This is a genomic window from Pseudomonas sp. GW821-FHT02B10 (assembly GCF_059421865.1).
In genome coordinates this window covers 82500-102545 of record NZ_JBWKVU010000015.1, presented here as the reverse complement: position 1 = coordinate 102545, position 20046 = coordinate 82500, and the positions used below count along the sequence as shown (strand labels likewise).

The 20046-nt window shown below is 65.8% G+C and carries 18 protein-coding genes; 6 read left to right on the top strand and 12 right to left on the bottom strand.

Annotated features, from left to right (window positions below; translation table 11 throughout):
* Nucleotides 1-64: 64 nt before the first annotated feature.
* Both AC07VU_RS26360 and astA read left to right on the top strand, forming a co-directional pair.
* Nucleotides 65-1081 carry an arginine N-succinyltransferase gene (locus tag AC07VU_RS26360; RefSeq protein WP_495030772.1) on the top strand — a complete coding sequence of 339 codons (1017 nt, stop codon included), beginning with the start codon at nt 65-67 and terminating at the stop codon, nt 1079-1081.
* 58 nt (nt 1082-1139) lie between these two features.
* A complete protein-coding gene (gene astA / locus AC07VU_RS26355; protein ID WP_274306293.1) occupies nt 1140-2204 on the top strand; it encodes an arginine N-succinyltransferase in 1065 nt (354 codons plus the stop codon).
* A gap of 24 nt (nt 2205-2228) precedes the next feature.
* Here astA and AC07VU_RS26350 read toward each other — a convergent pair whose 3' ends face one another.
* From AC07VU_RS26350 to AC07VU_RS26340, 3 genes are all read right to left on the bottom strand, one after another.
* Complete coding sequence (locus tag AC07VU_RS26350) at nt 2229-2624, bottom strand: carboxymuconolactone decarboxylase family protein (protein ID WP_495030771.1); 396 nt, start codon at nt 2622-2624, stop codon at nt 2229-2231.
* 232 nt (nt 2625-2856) lie between these two features.
* Complete coding sequence (locus AC07VU_RS26345; protein ID WP_053260476.1) at nt 2857-4101, bottom strand: M20/M25/M40 family metallo-hydrolase; 1245 nt, start codon at nt 4099-4101, stop codon at nt 2857-2859.
* A 93-nt stretch (nt 4102-4194) separates the two neighbouring features.
* On the bottom strand, nt 4195-5319 hold the full coding sequence (locus AC07VU_RS26340) for a diguanylate cyclase (protein WP_274306292.1): 1125 nt from the start codon (nt 5317-5319) through the stop codon (nt 4195-4197).
* Nucleotides 5320-5583: 264 nt separating this feature from the next.
* Here AC07VU_RS26340 and hglS point away from each other — a divergent pair, with 264 nt between their 5' ends.
* The 4 genes from hglS to AC07VU_RS26320 all read left to right on the top strand — a co-directional run bounded on the left by hglS (nt 5584) and on the right by AC07VU_RS26320 (nt 8217).
* The gene (hglS, locus tag AC07VU_RS26335; RefSeq protein WP_457276039.1) at nt 5584-6978 is read left to right on the top strand and encodes a 2-oxoadipate dioxygenase/decarboxylase HglS; all 1395 of its coding nucleotides are present in this window, start codon (nt 5584-5586) and stop codon (nt 6976-6978) included.
* 234 nt (nt 6979-7212) lie between these two features.
* The gene (locus AC07VU_RS26330; RefSeq protein WP_495030770.1) at nt 7213-7506 is read left to right on the top strand and encodes a type II toxin-antitoxin system RelE/ParE family toxin; all 294 of its coding nucleotides are present in this window, start codon (nt 7213-7215) and stop codon (nt 7504-7506) included.
* Between the two features lies 1 nt (nt 7507).
* Nucleotides 7508-7798 (top strand): addiction module antidote protein, encoded by a 291-nt coding sequence (locus AC07VU_RS26325; RefSeq protein WP_007923531.1) that lies wholly within the window; start codon nt 7508-7510, stop codon nt 7796-7798.
* A 71-nt stretch (nt 7799-7869) separates the two neighbouring features.
* Complete coding sequence (locus AC07VU_RS26320; protein ID WP_277588335.1) at nt 7870-8217, top strand: hypothetical protein; 348 nt, start codon at nt 7870-7872, stop codon at nt 8215-8217.
* On the opposite strand, the gene AC07VU_RS26315 is transcribed toward AC07VU_RS26320, so the two are convergent.
* The 9 genes from AC07VU_RS26315 to AC07VU_RS26275 all read right to left on the bottom strand — a co-directional run bounded on the left by AC07VU_RS26315 (nt 8195) and on the right by AC07VU_RS26275 (nt 20021).
* Nucleotides 8195-8782, bottom strand: a complete 588-nt coding sequence (locus AC07VU_RS26315) for a hypothetical protein (protein WP_053260471.1) — start codon at nt 8780-8782, stop codon at nt 8195-8197. The genes AC07VU_RS26320 and AC07VU_RS26315 overlap by 23 nt on opposite strands.
* A gap of 118 nt (nt 8783-8900) precedes the next feature.
* Complete coding sequence (locus AC07VU_RS26310; RefSeq protein ID WP_277588334.1) at nt 8901-10283, bottom strand: efflux transporter outer membrane subunit; 1383 nt, start codon at nt 10281-10283, stop codon at nt 8901-8903.
* A complete protein-coding gene (locus tag AC07VU_RS26305) occupies nt 10276-13458 on the bottom strand; it encodes an efflux RND transporter permease subunit (protein WP_277588333.1) in 3183 nt (1060 codons plus the stop codon). Before AC07VU_RS26305 ends, AC07VU_RS26310 begins: the two co-directional genes overlap by 8 nt.
* On the bottom strand, nt 13455-14645 hold the full coding sequence (locus AC07VU_RS26300) for an efflux RND transporter periplasmic adaptor subunit (protein WP_274306287.1): 1191 nt from the start codon (nt 14643-14645) through the stop codon (nt 13455-13457). Before AC07VU_RS26300 ends, AC07VU_RS26305 begins: the two co-directional genes overlap by 4 nt.
* A 101-nt stretch (nt 14646-14746) precedes the next feature.
* On the bottom strand, nt 14747-14884 hold the full coding sequence (locus AC07VU_RS26295) for a hypothetical protein (RefSeq protein ID WP_009043095.1): 138 nt from the start codon (nt 14882-14884) through the stop codon (nt 14747-14749).
* A 203-nt stretch (nt 14885-15087) separates the two neighbouring features.
* The gene (locus AC07VU_RS26290; protein ID WP_274306285.1) at nt 15088-16170 is read right to left on the bottom strand and encodes a lipocalin-like domain-containing protein; all 1083 of its coding nucleotides are present in this window, start codon (nt 16168-16170) and stop codon (nt 15088-15090) included.
* Nucleotides 16160-18676 (bottom strand): ABC transporter permease, encoded by a 2517-nt coding sequence (locus AC07VU_RS26285; RefSeq protein WP_495030769.1) that lies wholly within the window; start codon nt 18674-18676, stop codon nt 16160-16162. The genes AC07VU_RS26290 and AC07VU_RS26285 overlap by 11 nt, the downstream gene beginning before the upstream one ends.
* On the bottom strand, nt 18642-19310 hold the full coding sequence (locus AC07VU_RS26280; RefSeq protein WP_495030768.1) for an ABC transporter ATP-binding protein: 669 nt from the start codon (nt 19308-19310) through the stop codon (nt 18642-18644). The genes AC07VU_RS26285 and AC07VU_RS26280 overlap by 35 nt, the downstream gene beginning before the upstream one ends.
* A 213-nt stretch (nt 19311-19523) precedes the next feature.
* Nucleotides 19524-20021 carry a MarR family winged helix-turn-helix transcriptional regulator gene (locus AC07VU_RS26275; protein WP_150050053.1) on the bottom strand — a complete coding sequence of 166 codons (498 nt, stop codon included), beginning with the start codon at nt 20019-20021 and terminating at the stop codon, nt 19524-19526.
* Nucleotides 20022-20046: the final 25 nt, after the last annotated feature.

The window sequence follows — 20046 nt, the reverse complement described above, 5'->3', positions numbered from 1 at the left end:
TGTCAGGTTCGGCGCCCCGGGTTTCGCGACCAGGCGTCGATCATTTTGATACAGGAGTGCATCCATGCTGGTCTTACGCCCAGTTGCGCCAGACGATTTGCCGGAGTTGCAACGGCTGGCCCGTGAAAGCCTGGTGGGGGTGACGTCCCTGCCGGACGATCGACAACACCTTTTGGACAAGATTCTCGACTCCTGCGCCTCCTTCGCCGCCAACGTGCAGGCGCCGGGGCCGGAGAACTATTTTTTTGTCCTGCACGACCCCGCCAGCGGCCAGTTGCGCGGCTGTTCGGAAATCCTCGCCATGGCCGGGTTTTGCGCGCCCTTCTACAGCCTGCGCAACCGGCCCTTCGTCAGCAGCTCGCGGGAGCTGAACGTGCAGCACGGCGTGCCGACCCTGTCGCTGTGCCAGGACCTGAGCAACCACAGCCTGCTGCGCGGCTTTCATATCGACCCGGACCTGGTGGGCACACCGATGGCGGAGCTGCTTTCCAGGGCCCGCCTGCTGTTCATCGCCGCCCATGGCTCGCGCTTCGCCGACACCAGCATCACCGAGATCGTCGGCTACAGCAGCGACGACGGCCATTCGCCGTTCTGGGATGCCCTGGGCAAACACTTCTTCGACCTGCCCTATGTCGAGGCCGAACGCCTGTGCGGCCTGCAAAGCCGCAGCTTCCTCGCCGACCTGATGCCGCAGTACCCGATCTACATCCCGATGCTGCCCAAGGCGGCCCAGGACTGTATCGGCCAGGTCCACCCGCAGGGTCGCGAGGCCTACGAGATCCTGCTGCGCGAGGGGTTCGAAGCCAACCACTATGTCGACCTGTTCGACGGCGGCCCGACGCTGTACGCCCGCCACAACGGCGTTCGCTCCATCCGCCAGAGCCTTATCGCCAACGCCTGTCCGGGCCAGCATAGCGGCAGCGGCCGGGCCTGGCTGGCGAGCAACGAGCGGCTGGGGCAATACCGGGCCGCCCTGGTGCACCTGGACGAAGCCCCCGGCGACCTGGTCAACCTTGACCCGCAAACCTTCCAGGCCCTGCACCTGCAAACCGGCGACCCGGTACGGCTGGTCGCCCTATGAAGAACCCCGGACACGTTTGCATTCGCCGCCTGAACAGGCGCGCAGAAGGAGCTGCATCATGATCGTTCGCCCGGTACGCGTGACCGACCTGCCCGCGTTGATGGCCCTGGCCCGGCGCGCAGGCCTGGGGCTGACCAGCCTGCCGGCCAACCAGGAGCGCCTGACCCACCGGATTCGCTGGGCCCAGCGGACCTTTGCCGAACAGGTGGAACGGGCCGACGCCGACTACCTGTTCGTGCTCGAGGACGACGACCAGCAAGTGATCGGCATCAGCGCCCTGACCGGCGCGGTGGGCCTGCGCGAACCCTGGTACAGCTACCGGGTCGGCATGACCGTCAATTCGGCGCCGCGCCTGGGCATCCGGCGGCAGATCCCGACCCTGTTCCTGAACAACGAGATGACCGGCCAATCGGAACTCTGCTCGCTGTTCCTGCGCCCCGACCAGCGCCGTGACACCAACGGCCGCCTGCTGTCCCTGGCACGCCTGCTGTTCGTCGCCGAGTTCCCGCACCTGTTCGGCGACAAGCTGATCGCCGAGCTGCGCGGCAAGGGCGACGAGAACGGCTGCTCGCCGTTCTGGAACAGCCTGGGCCGACACTTTCTGCAGATGGATTTCGTCCAGGCCGACCACCTGTCCAGCCTCGGCCACAAACCCTTTATCGCCGAACTGCTGCCGCGCCAGCCGCTGTACACCTGCCTGCTCAGCGAACCGGCCCAGGCCGCGATCGGCCAGGCCCACGAAAACGCCGAGGCGGCGCTGGCCATCCTGCGCCACGAAGGTTTTGCCCATCAGGGCCATATCGACATCTTCGACGGCGGGCCGGTGATCGAGGCCGAGCTGAGTAAAGTCCGCGCGGTGCGCGAAAGCCAGGTGTTGCCGCTGCTGGTCGGCACCCCGGACGACGACGCGCCGACCTGGCTGATCCACAACCGCCGGCTGGAAAGCTGCCGCGTCACCCGCGCCCGAGCTCGCCTGGTGTCCGGCTGCCTGCTGGTGGATCGCCTCAGCGCCAAGCGCCTGCAAGTGCAGCCCGGCGACCTGGTGCGCGCCGTGCCGCTGCTGGCCACCCAGGCCAAGGCGGCCGCGGCCGAAAGCCCAAGGACGGCGCTGGCCGATGCCTGAGCGGCGCCACGGGCCGCATCGGACTCATTCGAGCTTGAATCCGTTATCCAGCGGCACCCGGTAGCCGTTGGCCAGGCGATTGGTTTCGTTGGCCATGCCGACCACCGCCTGCAATTCACCGAACATCGCCTCCGTCATCCCCGCCTTGCGCGCCGCGGCGGTGTGCGAAGCGATGCAATACGGACAGTTGTTGGTGACGCTGACCGCGACGTAGATCAGCTCCTTGGTCAGCGGATCGAGCGCCCCCGGCGCCATGATCTCCTTGAGGCTGTCCCAGGTACGACGCAAGGTCGGCGGATGGGCCGCCAGGCATTTCCAGAAGTTGTTCACCTGGTCGACCCGGCGGGTGCGCATGATGTCGTCGAACACCGCCCGCACTTCCGGGCTGGCGTCGACGTATTCGGTGAGGTGGCTGCTCATTGAAGGCTCCGCTGTGGGGGACGAGGCTTTCGAGTATAGGCAGAGGGATCGCAGGCGCCTGCAGCCATTCCCTTGTAGCCGCTGCCGAGCCTGCGAGGCTGCGATAGGACTGCAGCTCCTCCAGCGGTCTCGAGATCCTTGCGCCTGCTGCGCAGTCGATCGCAGCCTCGCGGGCTCGGCAGCGGCTACAGGGTCCGGCCATGCAGAAAATGCAGTGCGTCTGTTCCTGCAATCAATGCTTGGCCGACAGCTCCATGATCATCCGCGCCAGCAGATAGATCCGTGGTGCCACGCTCTCGACTTCGGCGTATTCCTCGGGGGTGTGGATATTGCCACCGACGATACCGAAGCCATCCAGGGTCGGCGTGCCGACGCCGGCCGACAGGCTGGAGTCCGCCGCCCCGCCGCTGCCCTCGATGGTCAGCTTGCGCCCCAGTTCGCCGTAGATGCCCTGGGCCATGGCCACTAGCGCATCGGACTTCTCGGTCTGCGGCATCGGCGGCAAACCGCGCTGCAAGGTGGTCTTGACTTCGGTGTCGGCGATCAGCTTGTTGGCCGAGACCCGCGCCAGATCCTTCTCGATGCGGTCGAACTCCTCCGGCACCGCCGCCCGCACATCCGCCTTGGCGGTGGCCTGGTCGGGAATCACATTGGTCCGGTCGCCGGCCTTGAGCACGGTGAAGTTGATGGTGGTTTTCTTCTCTTCATCCCCCAGCTTGCCCAGTTGCAGGATCTGGTGCGCCGCTTCCATCGCCGCGTTGCGCCCCAGCTCCGGCGCGACGCCGGCGTGAGCGGCCTTGCCCTTGACCTCCACCAGCGCCGTGGCGCTGCCCTTGCGCCACACCACCAGGCCATCGGCCGGGCGCCCCGGCTCCAGGTTCAAGGTCACGTCGTGGGCCTTGGCGGTTTTCTTGATCAGCTCGGTGGCGATTTCCGAACCGGTTTCCTCGCTGGCATCGAGCAGGAAGGTGATCTGTGCATAGTCCTTGAACTTGAGGTTATCCAGGACCTTCAGCGCGTAGATCCCGGCGACGATGCCGCCCTTGTCGTCCATCACTCCCGGGCCATAGGCGCGGCCATCCTGGATGCGGAACGGGCGCTCGGCCGCGGTGCCTTCCTTGAACACCGTGTCCATGTGCGCCATCAGCAGGATCCTGGCCTTGCCGGTGCCCTTGAGCGTGGCCAGCACATGGCTGCCGCCGGCCGTGCCGTTGGGGACTTTTTCGATGCTGGCGCCAAGCTTCTTCAGCTCGGCGATGGCGATGTCGCTCACCTGGTCCAGCCCCGCCTCGTAGCCGGAGCCCGAGTCGATATTCACCAGGCGCTCCAACAGTTTCAGGGCGTCGCCCTGGTATTGCTGCGCATCGTTCTGCACTTGTGGGTGGGGGGCGGCGCTGGCGTGGGTGGCCAGCAGGCCAAGGGCGAGGGTCAGGCCGATACGGGCGGCCAGCAATGAGCGAGGGGAAGTCTGCGTCATGAATCGGTCCTTGTTTCGTGTCGGAAGGTGCCCGCCCACCCTACCTGACAAATTCGCCCCCCTCCATGCTGGCGCAATGCTCTGCGAACGGCCTTACAAGGAGTTCAGCAGGACCTTCGACGAGCAGCCGCCGCGGCGGCAGCTGACCTTGTTGCGGCCGGTGGTCTTCGCCTCGTACAAGGCCTGGTCGGCATCGTTCAACCAGTCCAGGGCATCGCTGTGGTCCGGGGAATAGGCGGCCAGGCCGATGCTCAGGCTGACCTCCAGGGCCGGGCTCTGCTCATAGCCCAATCCACCGAAACGGCAACGCAAGGCCTCCATCAGTTCGGCGGCATGCTCCAGCGGCACGTCCGGCAGGATCACACAGAACTCGTCGCCGCCATAACGCCCGGCCAGGTCGCTGATCCGCAGGTTCTGCTTGAGCAGCTTGCTCAGCTGGCGCAACACGATGTCGCCGGCGACATGGCCGTAGGTGTCGTTGATGGCCTTGAAATGGTCGATGTCGATCAGCGCGATGGCGCCGCCCTGGTTCGGGTTCGTCCCCTGGCGCCGGCAACGCTGGAACTCGATTTCCAGCTGGTCCTTCCAGGCCCCGTGGTTGAGCAGGCCCGACAGGCTGTCGGTGCGGCTCAGGGCCAGCAATTCGCGCTTGTGCCGGGACAGGACATTGGCCTGCTGGTAGCAGATAAACCCCAGGGCCAGCGGATACAGGGTCAGCATCGGCAGGCAGGCATAGAGTTGCAGCGCACTGCTCTGGGCCACGAACCCGACGCCGAACAGCAGCAGCCCGACAGCGATCCCCAGCGCCTGCGCCAGGCAACCGGCCAGGAAAAAGGGCACGCCACCCAGGGCGATATTGTTCATCGCCATCAACGACAGGGTGGTGGTGGTCGGCAGCGGATTGAAGTGCATGGCCGCCACCCAGAACCCGCCGAGGAAGGCATCCACCAGCAGGTTGCGATGCTCGCCGCGAAACGGCACTGGCGAGCAGCGCGCCCACTGATACGCCAGGTGCGGCCAGATGAAAGCGTTGAACGACATGAACGCCCAGACCCAGGGCGATGGATGCAGCGGGTACATGCCCGCGGACACGCAAAGGAAACCGAGGGCCAGCCCCAGAATTCGCGTCTTGTATAGCCTCCTGGCCAGTGAAAGTCCCTTTCCTCCATTGTGCGGCGTCAAGGCCAAGTCGCCTCCGTTGAACGGTACGCAAGCCATGGGATGCGGTGGTGTTCAGAAGTCTATCAGCGCAACGGCAAATAGCCATCACCGCTCGGCCGCCGGAAAGCGCTGCGGGTTGCCTGAGTGAAAACCAGCGGATGCCATCGGTCCAGCTGCACGTAGCCACCCTGCCCGCCTGCATTCATTTGCAGAATGAAGTCCGGAAGAAACTTCGTTTGTCAGCACACCCCGCGCCAACCAGAATCAGGCCCAGCCAACACCGCTACCCTCTTTGTCTCACTACGCCGGGAATCCTTGTTTATGAGCCTGCAGAGCTTCGTCAGCCCAGACCTGATCCGCCAACGTTTTTCACGGGCGATGTCGGACATGTACCGCGAGGAAGTGCCGCTGTACGGTGCCCTGATGGAGCTGGTGGCCCAGGTCAACGCCGGGGTCCTGGGCAGCGACGAGAGGATCGCCCGCCAGCTGCGCAGCACCGGCGAAATCCAGCGCCTGGACCTGGAGCGCCACGGCGCCATCCGCGTCGGCACCGCCACCGAACTGGAGACCCTGGGCCGCCTGTTCGCGGTCATGGGCATGCAGCCGGTGGGTTACTACGACCTCACCCCGGCCGGGGTGCCGGTGCATTCCACGGCCTTTCGCGCGGTGCATGAAAGCGCCTTGCAGGTCAGCCCGTTCCGGGTCTTCACCTCGCTGTTGCGCCTGGAACTGATCGACAACCCGCAGTTGCGTAGCTTCGCCGAATCGGTGCTGGCGCGCCGGAGCATTTTCACCCCGCGCGCCCTGGCCCTGATCGAACAGGCCGAAACCCAGGGCGGCCTCGACGACCGCGCCGCCGGGGAATTCGTCGAGCAGGCCCTGGAAACCTTCCGCTGGCACCACAGCGCCACGGTCACGGCCGGGCAGTACCAGCAACTGAGCGCCCAGCACCGGTTGATCGCCGACGTGGTGGCGTTCAAGGGGCCGCACATCAACCACCTGACGCCGCGCACCCTGGACATCGACCAGGTGCAAGCGCTGATGCCGGCCCACGGCATCACGCCCAAGGCGGTGATCGAAGGCCCGCCGCGCCGGGAATGCCCGATCCTCTTGCGCCAGACCAGCTTCAAGGCGCTGGAGGAAGCCGTGGCCTTCACCGACCAGCCCGACAGCCGCGGCAGCCACAGCGCGCGCTTCGGCGAGATCGAACAGCGCGGCGCCGCCCTCACCCCCAAGGGTCGGGCGCTGTACGACCAGCTGTTGAACGCCGCCCGCGACGCCCTGGGGGACTTTCCCAACGAAGCCAATGCCCAGCGCTACAACACCCTGATGGCCGAACACTTCCGCGCCTTTCCCGATGACCACGAGGCCATGCGCGAACAGGGCCTGGCGTACTTCCGCTACTTCGCCAGCGAACAAGGCCTGGCCGCGCGCCAACAGGCGGATCGACCGACGAACCTGGAGGCGCTGATCCATGCCGGGCATGTGCGGGCCGAGCCGCTGGTGTACGAGGACTTCCTGCCGGTCAGCGCCGCCGGGATCTTCCAGTCCAACCTGGGCGACGATGCGCAAAGCCATTACGCCGGCCACTCCAACCGGCAGGCTTTCGAGCGGGCCCTGGGGCGCCCGACCATCGATGAACTGCAGCTGTACGCCGACACCCAACAGCGCTCGCTCCAGGCATGCGCCACGGCGCTGGGCCTGCCCGCTCTCTGATTTTGCGTCCCACAGCATCAGCCAGAATGGCTGATGCTGGCCCTTTCCAGCAGCCACCACAGGGCAATGGCTACAGGGTGTTTCGGCAACCCTGATCGACAACATGCCGATACGAAACAGCCCGCCTCGCCCACTCCCCTCCTGCTTACCTTCCCATGACGTCTTCAGGTGCACCGTCAGTCGCCTGGGGGTCATTACACCTTTTTATTTTGTCTCTATATGGATACAGTTCTCATGAATTACGAGATCCTGCAGACGACCGTCTTTGCCCGATGGCACACCACACTACGGGACCTGCGCGCCAGGATAGCCATCGCTCGGCGTATCGAGCGGGCTTCGGCGGGCAACCTGGGCGATGTGAAAAACCTCGGCGGCGGTCTCTCGGAAATGCGCGTGAATATGGGCGCCGGCTACCGCCTCTATTTCACGGTTCGCGGCAATACGCTGATCGTCCTGCTGCTGGGCGGCGACAAGTCCACCCAGCCTGCCGATATCTGCCAGGCCCGTTCCCTGGCCAAGGAGTTCTGATATGTCCGACACACTGCTTGCCTTCGACATCGCCACCCTGCTCGACAGCGACCAGGCGATCAGCGAATACCTGTCCCAGGTCCTGGCCGATGGCGATACCGATGAACTGATCCGCGCCCTGGGCCATGTCGCCAGGGCGCGGGGCATGACGCAGATTGCCAAGGCCACCGGCCAGGGCCGGGCCAGCCTCTACAAGGCTTTTGCCCCGGGCGCCAAGCCGCGCTTCGATACCGTGGTCAAGGTCATGCGTGCGCTGGGCCTGCAACTGTGCACCACCGTGTCCCGAGGCTGAAGCCGACCCGGGCGGCAGGCAATGAAACAACAGGCTGTGTCGGTAAAGAGTCTTGCTGGAGAGAGCCGAGAGTGCTTGGCAACCGCTGGCAACAAGCGTCGAACCTGCGCAAGTCGCATGAACGCAATGGCGGAAATGGTGGGGCGGAAACCCCGAAGAGGGTGTTCGCCCAGTGCTCTGGCCTGGCAATCCATGCACCGGTAAAGAGCCCTTGCACCGGGCGAACGAGAACTATTTTAATCGAACAGGAAAAGAAAGTCCGTGCACATATTCTGAAGAATTCTGAACACAAAGCTGGCGGAATTTTTTTTATTTCGCTCACCTTCGTTCAACTCCCCGCACGGACCTCCCGAGATCCGCGCGCCGGCCGCCACAACGACCAGCGCCCGCTCTCAATCAACCTTCGTGCTGCGTCGTAACTTGCAACACGTCGGTGTAGGTCACCACCACGCTCTGGCCGACCTTGAGGTCTTTCAGCCGGGCCTGGACTTCCGGTTTTTCCACGGCCAGGACCTTCTTGTTACCCGCCGGTCCCTGGAAGGTCAGCTGGTTGTTCTTCAGGTCGATGTCGGTGATCTTCAGTTGCACCTGCACCTGGCGATAGGCTTCACCGCCCGGGTTGGGGTTGTCCTTGGTGGCGCGAATCACCCCGGTGCGTTCAGCGGAATCCGGCAGGCCTTTTTCCACATTGGTGTCCAGCACCGCCACTACCGCGTGAGTGACCCGCACATTGACCTGGTCGCCCACCTTCAAATGCCCCAGGTCCTTGGCCTGATCGCTGAGTTGCACATGCACCGGTTGGCCCTGCGCGCCTTCCAGCACCACACGATGCTTGGCGGCATCCACGGAGAGCACCTTGGTCACCAGTTCATCGGCCTCCACGGTACCGGCCAACGGAATGTCGGCGGCATGGGCATGCAGGCTGGCAGCAGACAACAGAGTGGCCAAGGCAACGGCTTTGGCCAGAGAGTGAAGCGGCTTCATAGACATTCATCCCTGTAATTGAAGACAAGACCCGCGCCGTTCAGGTGCGCGGTGCCGCTTGAGCATAGACGCTGTAAATGCCTACGCCGCCGCGAACCACAGATTCGTTGCTCCCCGTTCAACCACCGAGCGCCCGCACCAGCACAGCCTGGTTCTGCAATTGCGCGGTCTTGATCCGCGACAGCGCGTTCTGCGCCGTGAGCTCGACGCGCTGGGCCTGCAGCACATCGAGAAACGGCGCCTCACCGGCGGCCCAGGAACGCTGGATCTGCTGCGCCGCCGAACTGGCCTGCGCCGCGGCACTGGCCAGATGCTGCTGGCTCTCGGCATTGCGCCGGGCTGCGGCGAGGGCCGACTCGACTTCCGCCACCGCGCCGAGCACGGTACGGCGATAGCCGAGCAAGGCCTGGCGCCCCTCGGCATCGCGCAGCTCCACCACCGCGCGCCGGCGTCCGCCGTCCAGCAGCGGCACGCTGGCATTGATACCGGCCAGCCAGAAGGTCGAGCTGGCCAGGTTCGCGGCACTGACACCGTCGACCAGCGAGCCCAGGGCCGCCGACAGGCTCAGGCGCGGCAGCAGGTCGGCCTTGGCCACCCCGACCCGTGCGTAGGCAGCGATCAGCCGGGCCTCGGCGGCGCGGATGTCGGGACGCCGACGCAGCAGGTCGGCCGGGGTGCCGGCATCCACCAGATCCACCTCGCTCAGTTGCGCCGGGCTGGCGGCGAACTGTTGGTACAGCGCCTCGCTCGGCTGCGCCAGCAACACTGCCAGACGGTGCAGCGAGCGCTGCCACTCCAGTTGCAGGGCCGGCACCTGGGCCGCGGTGGACTCCGACTGGGAACGGGCCCGCAGCAGATCGGCCTGCGGGCTGCTGCCTGCCGCATACAGCTGCTCGGTCAGTTGCAGGGTGCGGCTCTGGCTCTCGGCGTTCTGCCGCACGATGCTCAGGCGCTCTTCCAGCCCCCGCGCCTGGGCATAGGCCTGCACCACCTCGGTGACCAGCGCCACCTTGACCCCACGCGCCTCTTCCGCGCTGGCCTGCAGGTCGGCACCGGCGGCCCGCACACCTTCGCGAATCCGCCCGAACAGGTCGATCTCCCAGGAGGCGTCGAGACCCAGGCTCAGCGGCTCGGTCATCAAGGGTTCGCTGAACCCGGCCTGGTCCGCCGAGATCCGTTGCCGGGCGGCGCTGGCCCCCAGGTTCAGCTCGGGGCTCGCGCCGGCGGCCGCGACGCCGCGCAAGGCACGACTGGCATCGATCCGCGCCAGGGCGATCTGCAGGTCGAGGTTTTCCTCCAGTGCCCGCGCCACCAGGCGGTCGAGCAAGGGGTCGTGGTACAGCGTCCACCATTGCTCGGCAATGCCCGCCGCCGGTATTTGCGGCGCATTGACGAAACGCCCGGCGGGCGCCTCGACAGCCGGTGGCAAAGTCGGCGCGGCGCAGGCCGCAAGCAGCGCCGCGGTAAAGGCCAGGGCGGGAAAACGCAGCAGGTTATTCATGGACCACTCCCGAAGCAGAGACGCTGGATGGGGCCTGCAACCGCCGCTCGCCCCCGGCGAGACGGCGGATCAGGACGTAGAAGATCGGGGTGAACAGCAGGCCGAATAGGGTCACGCCGATCATGCCGAAGAACACCGCCGAACCGACCGCCTGGCGCATTTCCGAACCGGCGCCCTCGGACAGCACCAGCGGCAGCACACCGAGGATGAAGGCCAGGGAGGTCATCAGGATCGGTCGCAGGCGCAGGCGACAAGCCTCCACCACGGCATCGACGATGCCCTGCCCGTCCTGTTCCTGCTGGCGCGCCACCTCGACGATCAGGATGGCGTTTTTCGCCGCCAGCCCCACCAGCACGATGAAACCGATCTGGGTCAGGATGTTGATGTCCAGGCCCATCAGGCGCACGCCACCGGCGGCGGCCAGCAGACACATGGGCACGATCAGCAGGATCGCCAGCGGCAGGCTCCAACTGCCGTACTGCGCCGCCAGCACCAGGTAGACGAAGATCACACAGAGCGGGAATACCAGCAGGCCCATGTTGCCGGCGGTGGCCTGCTGGTAGCTCAGGTCGGTCCACTGGTAGGTGATGCCCGGTGGCAGGGTCTGCCCGGCCAGGCGCTCCATGGTTTGCAGGGCGAAGTCGGAGCCCAGCCCGGGCAAGGTGTCGCCGTTGATTTCCGCGGTCGGGAACAGGTTGTAGCGTGGGAAACGCTCGACCCCCAGCGACTCGTGCAACCGCGTGACGCTGGCGATCGGCACCATGTCGCCGGCCTCGTTGCGCACCTTGACCCGCGCCAGGTCCTCTGGCGTGACCCGGTACGGCAAGTCCGCCTGGGCCGTCACCCGATAGGTGCGCCCCACCAGGTTGAAGTCGTTGATGTAGGTCGAGCCGAAATAGGTCTCGATGGCCTGGTTGATCTGGCTGCTGGGCACCCCGAGCATCTCGGCGCGCTCACGGTCCAGCTCGACGAACACCTGCGGCGTACGGGCCGAGAACGGCGAGTAGACACCGGTCATGCCCTGGGTCGCATTGGCCGCGGCGATCAGTTGCTCGGTGGCCTTGGCCAGGGCCTGGCTGCCCAGGCCGGCACGGTCCTGCAGGCGCATGGAGAAGCCGCCAGTGCTGCCCAGGCCCTGGACCGGAGGCGGCGTGGCGACAATCACCGACGCGCCGCTGACCACTTTCAGGCGCTCACGCAGGTCGGCGGCGATCTTGTCCGAGGTCAGGCCGCGCAGCTTGCGCTTGGACCAGGGTTCGAACACCGGCGCCAGGCCGGACGAGTTGGAAGAACTGGTGCCGGTGACCATGGAGAACCCGGAGAATGTCGGCACCCGGTCGACACCCGGCACTTGCAGGGCGATGGCTTCGATCTGCCGGGAAATCTCGTTGGTGCGCTCCAACGCAGCGCCTTCCGGCAGTTGCACGATCACCACCAGGTAACCGCGGTCCTGGGCCGGAATGAAGCCCTTGGGCGTGGACACCAACAGGTAGGCGGTGGCCGCGATCAATACCGCGTAGATCGCCAGCATCAATGGAGTCCGCGCCACCAGGGCCCGCACGCTGCCGGCATAGCCCACCGAAAGCTTGAGGAAGCCGCGGTTGAAGCCCTCCGCTGCGCGCTTGAGCAGGCCGGCCACACCGCGCCGTGGCGTTTGATGCGCCTTGGGGTCGTGGCGTCGCAGAATCATCGCCGCCAGCGCCGGCGACAGGGTTACCGAGTTGAACAGCGAGATCGCCGTGGCCACCGCGATGGTGATGCCGAACTGGCGGAAGAACTCACCGGAGATCCCCGGAATGAACGCCGTGGGAATGAACACCGCGCAGAGCACCAGGGTGATCGCCACCAGCGCGCCACCAATTTCCTGCATGGTGATCAGCGTGGCCTGCAACGGGCTCTTGCCTTCGGCCAGATGGCGCTCGACGTTTTCCACCACGACGATGGCGTTGTCGACCACGATGCCCACCGCCAGCACCAGGCCGAACAGGGTCAGATTGTTGATCGAGTAACCGAGCATGGCCATGACCGCGAAGGTGCCCACCAGCGACACCGGAATCGCCAGGATCGGAATGATCGACGGACGCCAGCCTTGCAGGAATACCAGGATCACCAGCACCACCAGGATCACCGCCTCGTAGATGGTCTTGCCCAGCTCGCCGATGCTGTCGGCGATGAACGCGGTGGGGTTGTAGCCAATGCTGTATTCGATGCCTTCGGGGAATTCCTTGCTCAGGTCCTGCATGGTCTGCTCGACCACCTTCATGGTGGCCAGGGCATTGGCGCCGGGACGTTGCAGCACCTGCAAGCCGATGGCCGGGTGGCGCAGGTAATAGGTGTTGTTGACGTAGGCCAGGCCAGCGATTTCGGTGCGCGCCACATCCTTCAGGCGCACCAGGCGCCCGGCGCTGCCGGACTTGATGACGATGTTGTCGAAGTCCGCCGGCTCTTTCAGGCGGCCTTCGAAAATCAGGTTCGGCTGGAAGGCCTGGGACGCCACCGGCGGTTGCGCGATCACCCCTCCCGCCACCTGGGTGTTCTGCGCGCGCACCGCGGCAATGATGTCCGCCGGCGTCAGGTTGAAGGACGCCACGCGCTCCGGGTCGAGCCAGATGCGCATGGAGTATTCACGGGCGCCCAGCGGATTGATGTCGCCCACACCGTCGATGCGCTTGAGGGTATCGGCGACGGTCCGGATGGCGAAGTTGGAAACGTAGAGCTGGTCGTAGGTGCCCTTGGGCGAGGAAATGAAGATGGTCGACAGCTGGGTCGGCGACGATTTGCGCACCGACACGCCGCTGCGCTGTACCGGCTCCGGCAGACGCGGCGTGGCCAGGGCCACGCGGTTCTGCACCAGCACCTGGGCCTTGTCGACATCGGTGCCGCTCTTGAACGTCACGGTCAGGTTGAGGCTGCCATCGGAGGTCGCCTGGCTGTACATGTAGAGCATGTCCTCGACGCCGTTGACCTCCTGTTCGAGGGGGATCGCCAGGGTCTCGGCCACGGTCTGCGCCGACGCGCCCGGGTAGGTCGCCTGCACCACCACGGTGGGCGGCGCGATGTCCGGGTATTCGGACGTCGGCAGGATCAGATAGGCCAGGCCGCCGACGATCATCAGCACGATGGACAGCACGATCGCCAGCACCGGCTGTTCGACGGAGATTTTCCCCAGGTTCATAGCGGCGCTCCTTCGCTGGCCGAGGCCTTCGGCGCCAGCGCCAGGGTCTGCTCGCTGGCGGTCGCGGTCTCGCCGACGCGCACCCGCTGGATGCCGTCGACTATTACCCGGTCCTCGGGCCGCAGGCCGCTGGCGACTTCACGCAGGCCGTCATGCAGCTTGCCCAACTGCACCGGACGCAGTTCCACCTGGTTCTGCGCATTGAGCACATAGACCACCTTGCGCGTGGCATCGACGCTGATCGCCGTGTCCGGCAGCAACAGCGCCTGATAGCTCGGGCGCCCGGAAAACTGCACACGCCCGAACTGCCCAGGGCTCAGGCGCAGGTCCGGGTTGGCCACCCGGGCGCGCTGGCGCAGGGTGCCGGTGGACGGGTCGAGGCGGTTGTCGATGAAGTCCATGCGCCCGCTCAGGGTCGGCTCGCTCTGCCCCGGCAAGGCGATGCGCACCAGGTTCTGGCCCGCGGCGCCCTGCTCCTGGCGGCGGTACTTGAGGTAGCTCTGCTCATCGATATCGAAGTAGATGTCGATGGGGTCCAGGGACACGATGGTGGTCAGCAGGGTCGCATTGTTGTTGCCGCCGTTGACCAGGTTGCCTTCGCTGATCAGCTTGCGGCTGATCCGCCCGCTCATGGGCGCGGTGATGCGCGTGAACTCCAGGTCGAGCCGGGCATTGCTCAAGGCGCCTTCGGCGCTCAGGACTTCGGCCTGGGCCGCCTGCCGCGCCTGCAAGCGCTGGTCATACAGGCTGCGGGCAATGGTCTTCGATTCGATCAGCACCTTGGCCCGGGCATACTCCTGCTCGGCCAGGGCCAGCTGCGAACGTACCTGGGCCAGCTTGCCCTGGGCCTGGACCACCGCGGCCTGGAAGGAGCGCGAATCGATGACGAACAGCAGGTCGCCCTTCTTGACGATGGCGCCGTCGGTGAAGGCGACCTTTTCCAGGTAGCCGCTGACCCGCGAACGCACTTCCACCGAATCGGTAGCCTCGAAACGTCCGGTGAAACTGTCCCAATCGATGATCTGCCGGTTTACCGGCTGGCTCACCGAAACCGTCGGCGGCGCGGGCGGGGCCAGTACCTGATCCGGACCGCAGCCGGACAACGCCGACAGCAGCGCCAGGCCGATGGCCGACAACGCGGCAAACTTCAAGGGTTTGGACTTTATCGCGGATAATCCTGGTTTCATAACTTTCTCCGGGGTTGGCGAACAACTTTGCAACCCAGTTTTCAGCCACACAAAAGAGTCGGCCGCCTACTTTCCAGCAGCGGCCACTTGAACTTTAAACTTCAGTTTTGTGCCGAGCCCGCGCTCAATGCGCGGTTTCTTTCGACAAAGGCGCCGGACTCCTCGGCCTGCACGCCGACCACGGAAGACAAGGCCAGCAAGGCAAGGAACAGGGCTGCGGATTTTTTCAGGCTGAACATGGCGGAGAACCTCAGTGATATTTAAGTTGAGCGAATTCTCCGTCTTTGCGAAAAAAGATAAATGCTGCGCCGGGGAAAAGAATATTGAGTCGAAATCATGAATCGACACTTTATTAGTTCAACAGAAAACCATTCACAGTTTGACGCGAGAGATAAATGAATATTGGGCAAATAACTAATGACCTGCACTCACGAATACCTCGTTAATAGCCGGTCATCTCCAGATAACCGCTGCCGGTATGGCTGCCGCTCAATTGCACCGGCCCTTCCCAATAAGGAATGCGCAGGTTCATCCAGGCCTTGGGGTTGAGCGCCTCGGCATTGATATCCAGGCCGTGGCCGGGAATGCGCAGACGCCAGCGGGTGGGCAACGTGCGCCCCGCCACCTTGGAGTCCTCCAGCGGGGTGAGCTGGATATCGTCCTTGTGCAGGGTCTGGGTGCGGCCGTCGGGTTCGATCCAGGTGCCAGTGATGTAGGGCGGTTTGTGGTTTTCCCGCACGCGGAACAGCATCAGCCGCTCGCCGCTGTCCAGGTGCAGGGAGAACCAGTCCCACCCGCTCTGCCCGGCCGCCAGGGGCTGGCTGCTCCATTCGCGGTCGAGCCAGGCCGGGCCGCTGACCTGATAGGTCTGGCCGTCGATCTGCAGGCTGCCCTCGGCCTGGAAAAACGGCTGGCTGTAGTAATAGGACGCCTGGCCCTGCTCGGACTTGCGGCTGTAGCCCGCCTCGCCCTGGAGCACCAGGGGCCGGTCGCTGCGCAGCTGCAAGCGGTAGGCGAAACCCGCGCCGCTGGCTTGCAGTTGCATGTGCGCCAGAGGGTCGGCGTTGGCGTCGGCGGACTGGCTGCTGAAACTCCAATCGTCGATCCAGGCCTTGAACGGCTGCGCGGTCACCCCGGCCTGCCCCACCCCGCCGCGGGCGTAACGTTCGGCGGCGTGATGGGCAGTGGCCGAAGTCGCCGCGGCGTGGCCCAGCCAGACATTCGGCGCCTGCCAGCCGGGCTGGTCGGGTTCGGCGCGCAAGGCGCTGCGAAACAGCGTCCACTGCACGCCGAAGCGCTGGCCGTCGCTGGCCCTGAGGTCGGCGGTGAGGTACCACCACTCGATGCGAAAACCGTCATGCACGCCATGATCAGCAGGGAAGCTGAACACCCGCCCCGGCACCACCTGGGTGAACGCCGCGGCATCCTCGCCCAAGCCGGCGAAACCTTGCGCCGGCTCGTCGCCTTTATCGCAACCGCACAGGGCCAACGCCAGCAACAGGCCAGGCAGCCGTTCAATCTTCATGGGCAAAGGTCCTGAGCAGGTCCGCCGGTTGGCTGCGATACAAGCGGAGCAACGGCCAGGCCGATGCGAGCAAGGTGGCCAGCACCGCCAGGGCCAGCAGCTGTACCAGTTGCAACGGAAACACCCGCAACGGCAGGCGCCAACCGAAGGCCTGGACGTTGATCACCGTGTCCAGGCACCAGGCCAGGGCGATGCCCAACGGCAGCGCCAGGAGCAAGGTCAGCAGCGCCAGCAGCCAGGTCTGCCCGAGGTTGAGCAGCATCAGCTGGCGCCGGCTTACCCCCAGCGCCCACAGCGGCGCGAGTTGGCCCAGGCGGCTCTGGCTCTGGGTCAGCAGGCTGATAAACAGCGCCACGCCGGCCACCCCCAGGGTCAGGCTGTTGAGCGCGGCGGTGGCGGCGAAGGTGCGTTCGAATACCTGGCTCGACCAACCCTTGAGCTGCGCCTGCTCGACCATGCGGCTGTCGTCGAGACCGAAGCGTTGCCGCAAGGTGCTGACCAGCGGCGCCACGGCGGCTGGCTCGAGGCGCAGATTAAAGCGGTTGGGCGTCAACTGCGGCCAATGCGCCAGCAAGTGCTCGGCATTCACCAGCAGATGGCCCCTGGGGTTGCCATAGTCGGCATAGATCGCCACCACTTGCGGCGCCCACTGCCCCGCCGGCACGGGAATCTCCAGCCGATCGCCCAGCCGCACCTTGAGCCGGCGCGCCGTCTGCTCGCTGAGCATCAAGGCGTCGGCGCTGGCCAGCTGGGTCCAGGGCTGCTCGCCCAGGGCTTCGAGCAAGGGCCAGTGCTGGCGGTAGCTGGCATGCTCGATCACCCCATACAGGTCCGCCGGCCAGCCTTGCAGTTGCAGCGCCACCTGCCAGACCGGCAGCACCGCGGCAACGGCAGGCTGCTCGGGCAGCCAGCCTTGCAGCTCCCGCGCCTGCGCCGGGGTCTGCGGGTTGATGTACAGCTCGGCGCTCAGGCGCTGGTCGAGCCAGTCGGCGAAGGTCTGGCGAAAACCGGCGGTCATGCTGCCGGCGCCGATATTGGCGGCCAGGGCCAGCAGCAGCGCCATCAACGCCAGGCTCAGGGCCGGCAACTGCTGCCGGCAATCGGCGAGAAACCACTGCCCGAGCACCGAACGGCTGCGCCCGAGCAGCACACTGAGCAACCCATTGAGCAATACCGGCAGGCCCAGGGCCGCGCCCAGCAGCAAGCCGGCCATCAGCACGAAACCGCTGCCCAGGCTGTCGCCCCAGGTCCAGGCCGCGCCCGCCAGCGCTATCAGGGCCGTGGCGACCCAGGCCTGACGCCGCAGCCAACGCGCATGCGCCTGATGCCAGGCCTGGGGATCGGCCAGCGCCAGCAACGGCAGGCGCGCCGCCCGCAGCAGACTGTTGGCGCCCGCCAGCAAGGCGCCGAGCAGGCTCAGGCCTATCCCGCTCAACCACCACCCGGGGCTCAGGCTCAACCGCCCCGCCACCTCGGCGCCATACAGGCCGCGCAGGCTGGCGGCGACATCCGGCAGCAGCACGCTGGCCAGCAGGTACCCGCTAAGCACCCCGGCCAGCCCACCGAGCAAGGCCAGGCCACCGAGTTCGACACACAGGCAGGCGATCAGCATCCGCGCGCTGACCCCGCAGGCGCGCAGGGTGCGCAGCAGGCCACGCCGCTGCTCCAGGGCCAGGCCGATGGCGGCGTGGACGATAAACAGGCCGACCAGGAACGACAGGAACCCCAGGGCATCGAGGTTCAGGTGAAAGCTCTCGGTCAGGCGCGCCAGATCGTTTTCCTCACTACCGCGCTTGAGCACCAGCAGGCCCTTGAACGCATCGGGCAAAGTCGGCGCGCTGGCGGCGAAATCCGCCGGCAACAGCAGGCGCGAGATCTGCTGCGGCAAGCCCAGCAGCGGCTGGGCAAAACCGATATCCACCAGCAGCAACCCCGGGGCCATGTCCGCCTGGCTGTGCAGCGGCGGCAGTGGCTGGCCGCTCGCGGTCACCGGCCGATCGCCTTCGCGGTAGCCGAGGGCTTCCAGGGTTTGCGGGGCGATCCAGGTGCTGCCCGGCGGGCTGACGAATTCGACCATGCGCGCGGAATCCAGCACCTGGCCGGCGACCGCCGCACCGGCCGGCAACGACAGCGGCTCGATCCCGAGCAATTGCAGGCGCTGCTGTGCATGGTCCTTGAGCGTCAGCCGGCCTTGCACCACCGGCGACACCGGCCAGCCGGCCCGGCGCAGGCTGACGAACAGGTCCTGGGAAAACGGCGCACCATTGGCCGTGGCCAGGCTGGCCTGGGGCGCGCCGCCGATCAACTGGCTGGCCTTGGCGTAACTGTCTCGTGCCTGGCTGTTGAGCGCCTGCACCCCGGTCAACAGGCTGGTGGCCAGCCACAGCCCGGTCAGCACACTGAAGAACTGCACCGGGTGCCGCCGCCAATGGCTGAGCAGCGCCCGCAGGCTGTGCCAGAACACCCGCACCTCAGTGCTCGCCCGCGCCGGCCAGACGCCCGCCATGCAGCAGCGCGATCCGCCCCAGGCGACTGGCGACGCGCTGGCTGTGGGTGACCATCAACAGGCTGGTGGGGGTCTCGGCCAATAGCTCCAGCAACAGCTGCAGCACATCGTCGCTGGTGGCTTCGTCGAGGCTGCCGGTGGGTTCGTCGGCCAGCAACAGCCGCGGTTTGCCGGCCAGGGCGCGACCCAGGGCCACCCGCTGTTGCTGGCCGCCGGACAGTTGTTCCGGGTAGCGCCGCAGCAGATCCCCCAGGCCCAAACGCTCCACCAACTGCGCCTGCCAACGCCCATCGAAACGCCCGGCCAGCCGCGCCTGGAACCCCAGGTTGTCCTCCACCCGCAGGCTGCCGATCAGGTTGAACTGCTGGAACACCAGCCCGACTTCGGTGCGCCGCCAGTTGGCCAGCTGGTTCTCGTTCATCCGCTCCAACTGCTGCCCGCCGATGCGGATGCTGCCGCCATCGACCTTGTCCAGGCCAGCGATCAGATGCAGCAAGGTGCTCTTGCCACTACCCGACTCGCCCATCAGCGCCAGGCTGCCGCCCTGCTCCAGGTGCAGGTCAACCCCCTGCAACACCGGCAACGGGCCCTGGGGCGTGGTGTAGCTTTTGCGGACGGCGTGTACATCGAGCATGGGTGGGCTCTGGCAACGGAAGGAAGGCTCAAGGATAGCGCTTGTCAGAGCACGAGGGTTCGCGGCAGCAACTCCGCCCACGGCTCAACCTACGCTCAGACAACCCGGCAAGGACTCAATGACCTCGTATCTGACCACTATGCGGTTCTTGTACAGACACTCCTGATACACCCGCTTTGCCCGCAGCGCCCACTCATCAGCATTGGCCCCCCCTCAGCAGCATTTGAGGGGCTGATACTCGTCGTTTTCGGGCGCCTTCAGGCCGCAACGCTGCTCAGTGGCATTGGCAAAGCGACGTAGTAGTTCGATGGCACCGTTGCGCACCTCTGTCGAGAGGTCGCTCGAAAGATGACGGGCCTCTCCCACCAGATCCGATCGAATCCTTTCATACACAGCCAAGCCTTCTGGCGTTGCGCTGATCGCCACCGCCCGGCCATCGGTCACGTCCTGGATACGATGCACCAACCCCTGCTTGCCCAGCGAGTCGACCAGCCGGCTCGCGTTGCTTTTGTCGAGGAAAAGCTCACTGGCCAGAGACTGAACACGAACGGGCCCGGCCTTGATCACATGCTCAAGCGCATAGCATTGAGTGACGGAGAGGCCTTCGCAGCAACTGCGATCCCTGTCACGGAACTGGTAGACCCGAACCAGGTGACTGAGTGCCTCATAAAGCGCCTCTGCATCCTGGTCGATCTGGTCAATTTTTGGCATAGCGGACGACTCGAAATTTCGGGAA

What these genes read in the sequence shown, in the direction of transcription:
- AC07VU_RS26360 (WP_495030772.1), top strand. Translation starts at nt 65, where the DNA reads ATGCTGGTCTTACGCCCAGTTGCGCCAGACGATTTGCCGGAGTTGCAA.
- astA (WP_274306293.1), top strand. Translation starts at nt 1,140, where the DNA reads ATGATCGTTCGCCCGGTACGCGTGACCGACCTGCCCGCGTTGATGGCC.
- AC07VU_RS26350 (WP_495030771.1), bottom strand. Translation starts at nt 2,624, where the DNA reads ATGAGCAGCCACCTCACCGAATACGTCGACGCCAGCCCGGAAGTGCGG.
- AC07VU_RS26345 (WP_053260476.1), bottom strand. Translation starts at nt 4,101, where the DNA reads ATGACGCAGACTTCCCCTCGCTCATTGCTGGCCGCCCGTATCGGCCTG.
- AC07VU_RS26340 (WP_274306292.1), bottom strand. Translation starts at nt 5,319, where the DNA reads ATGGCTTGCGTACCGTTCAACGGAGGCGACTTGGCCTTGACGCCGCAC.
- hglS (WP_457276039.1), top strand. Translation starts at nt 5,584, where the DNA reads ATGAGCCTGCAGAGCTTCGTCAGCCCAGACCTGATCCGCCAACGTTTT.
- AC07VU_RS26330 (WP_495030770.1), top strand. Translation starts at nt 7,213, where the DNA reads ATGAATTACGAGATCCTGCAGACGACCGTCTTTGCCCGATGGCACACC.
- AC07VU_RS26325 (WP_007923531.1), top strand. Translation starts at nt 7,508, where the DNA reads ATGTCCGACACACTGCTTGCCTTCGACATCGCCACCCTGCTCGACAGC.
- AC07VU_RS26315 (WP_053260471.1), bottom strand. Translation starts at nt 8,782, where the DNA reads ATGAAGCCGCTTCACTCTCTGGCCAAAGCCGTTGCCTTGGCCACTCTG.
- AC07VU_RS26310 (WP_277588334.1), bottom strand. Translation starts at nt 10,283, where the DNA reads ATGAATAACCTGCTGCGTTTTCCCGCCCTGGCCTTTACCGCGGCGCTG.
- AC07VU_RS26305 (WP_277588333.1), bottom strand. Translation starts at nt 13,458, where the DNA reads ATGAACCTGGGGAAAATCTCCGTCGAACAGCCGGTGCTGGCGATCGTG.
- AC07VU_RS26300 (WP_274306287.1), bottom strand. Translation starts at nt 14,645, where the DNA reads ATGAAACCAGGATTATCCGCGATAAAGTCCAAACCCTTGAAGTTTGCC.
- AC07VU_RS26295 (WP_009043095.1), bottom strand. Translation starts at nt 14,884, where the DNA reads ATGTTCAGCCTGAAAAAATCCGCAGCCCTGTTCCTTGCCTTGCTGGCC.
- AC07VU_RS26290 (WP_274306285.1), bottom strand. Translation starts at nt 16,170, where the DNA reads ATGAAGATTGAACGGCTGCCTGGCCTGTTGCTGGCGTTGGCCCTGTGC.
- AC07VU_RS26285 (WP_495030769.1), bottom strand. Translation starts at nt 18,676, where the DNA reads ATGGCGGGCGTCTGGCCGGCGCGGGCGAGCACTGAGGTGCGGGTGTTC.
- AC07VU_RS26280 (WP_495030768.1), bottom strand. Translation starts at nt 19,310, where the DNA reads ATGCTCGATGTACACGCCGTCCGCAAAAGCTACACCACGCCCCAGGGC.
- AC07VU_RS26275 (WP_150050053.1), bottom strand. Translation starts at nt 20,021, where the DNA reads ATGCCAAAAATTGACCAGATCGACCAGGATGCAGAGGCGCTTTATGAG.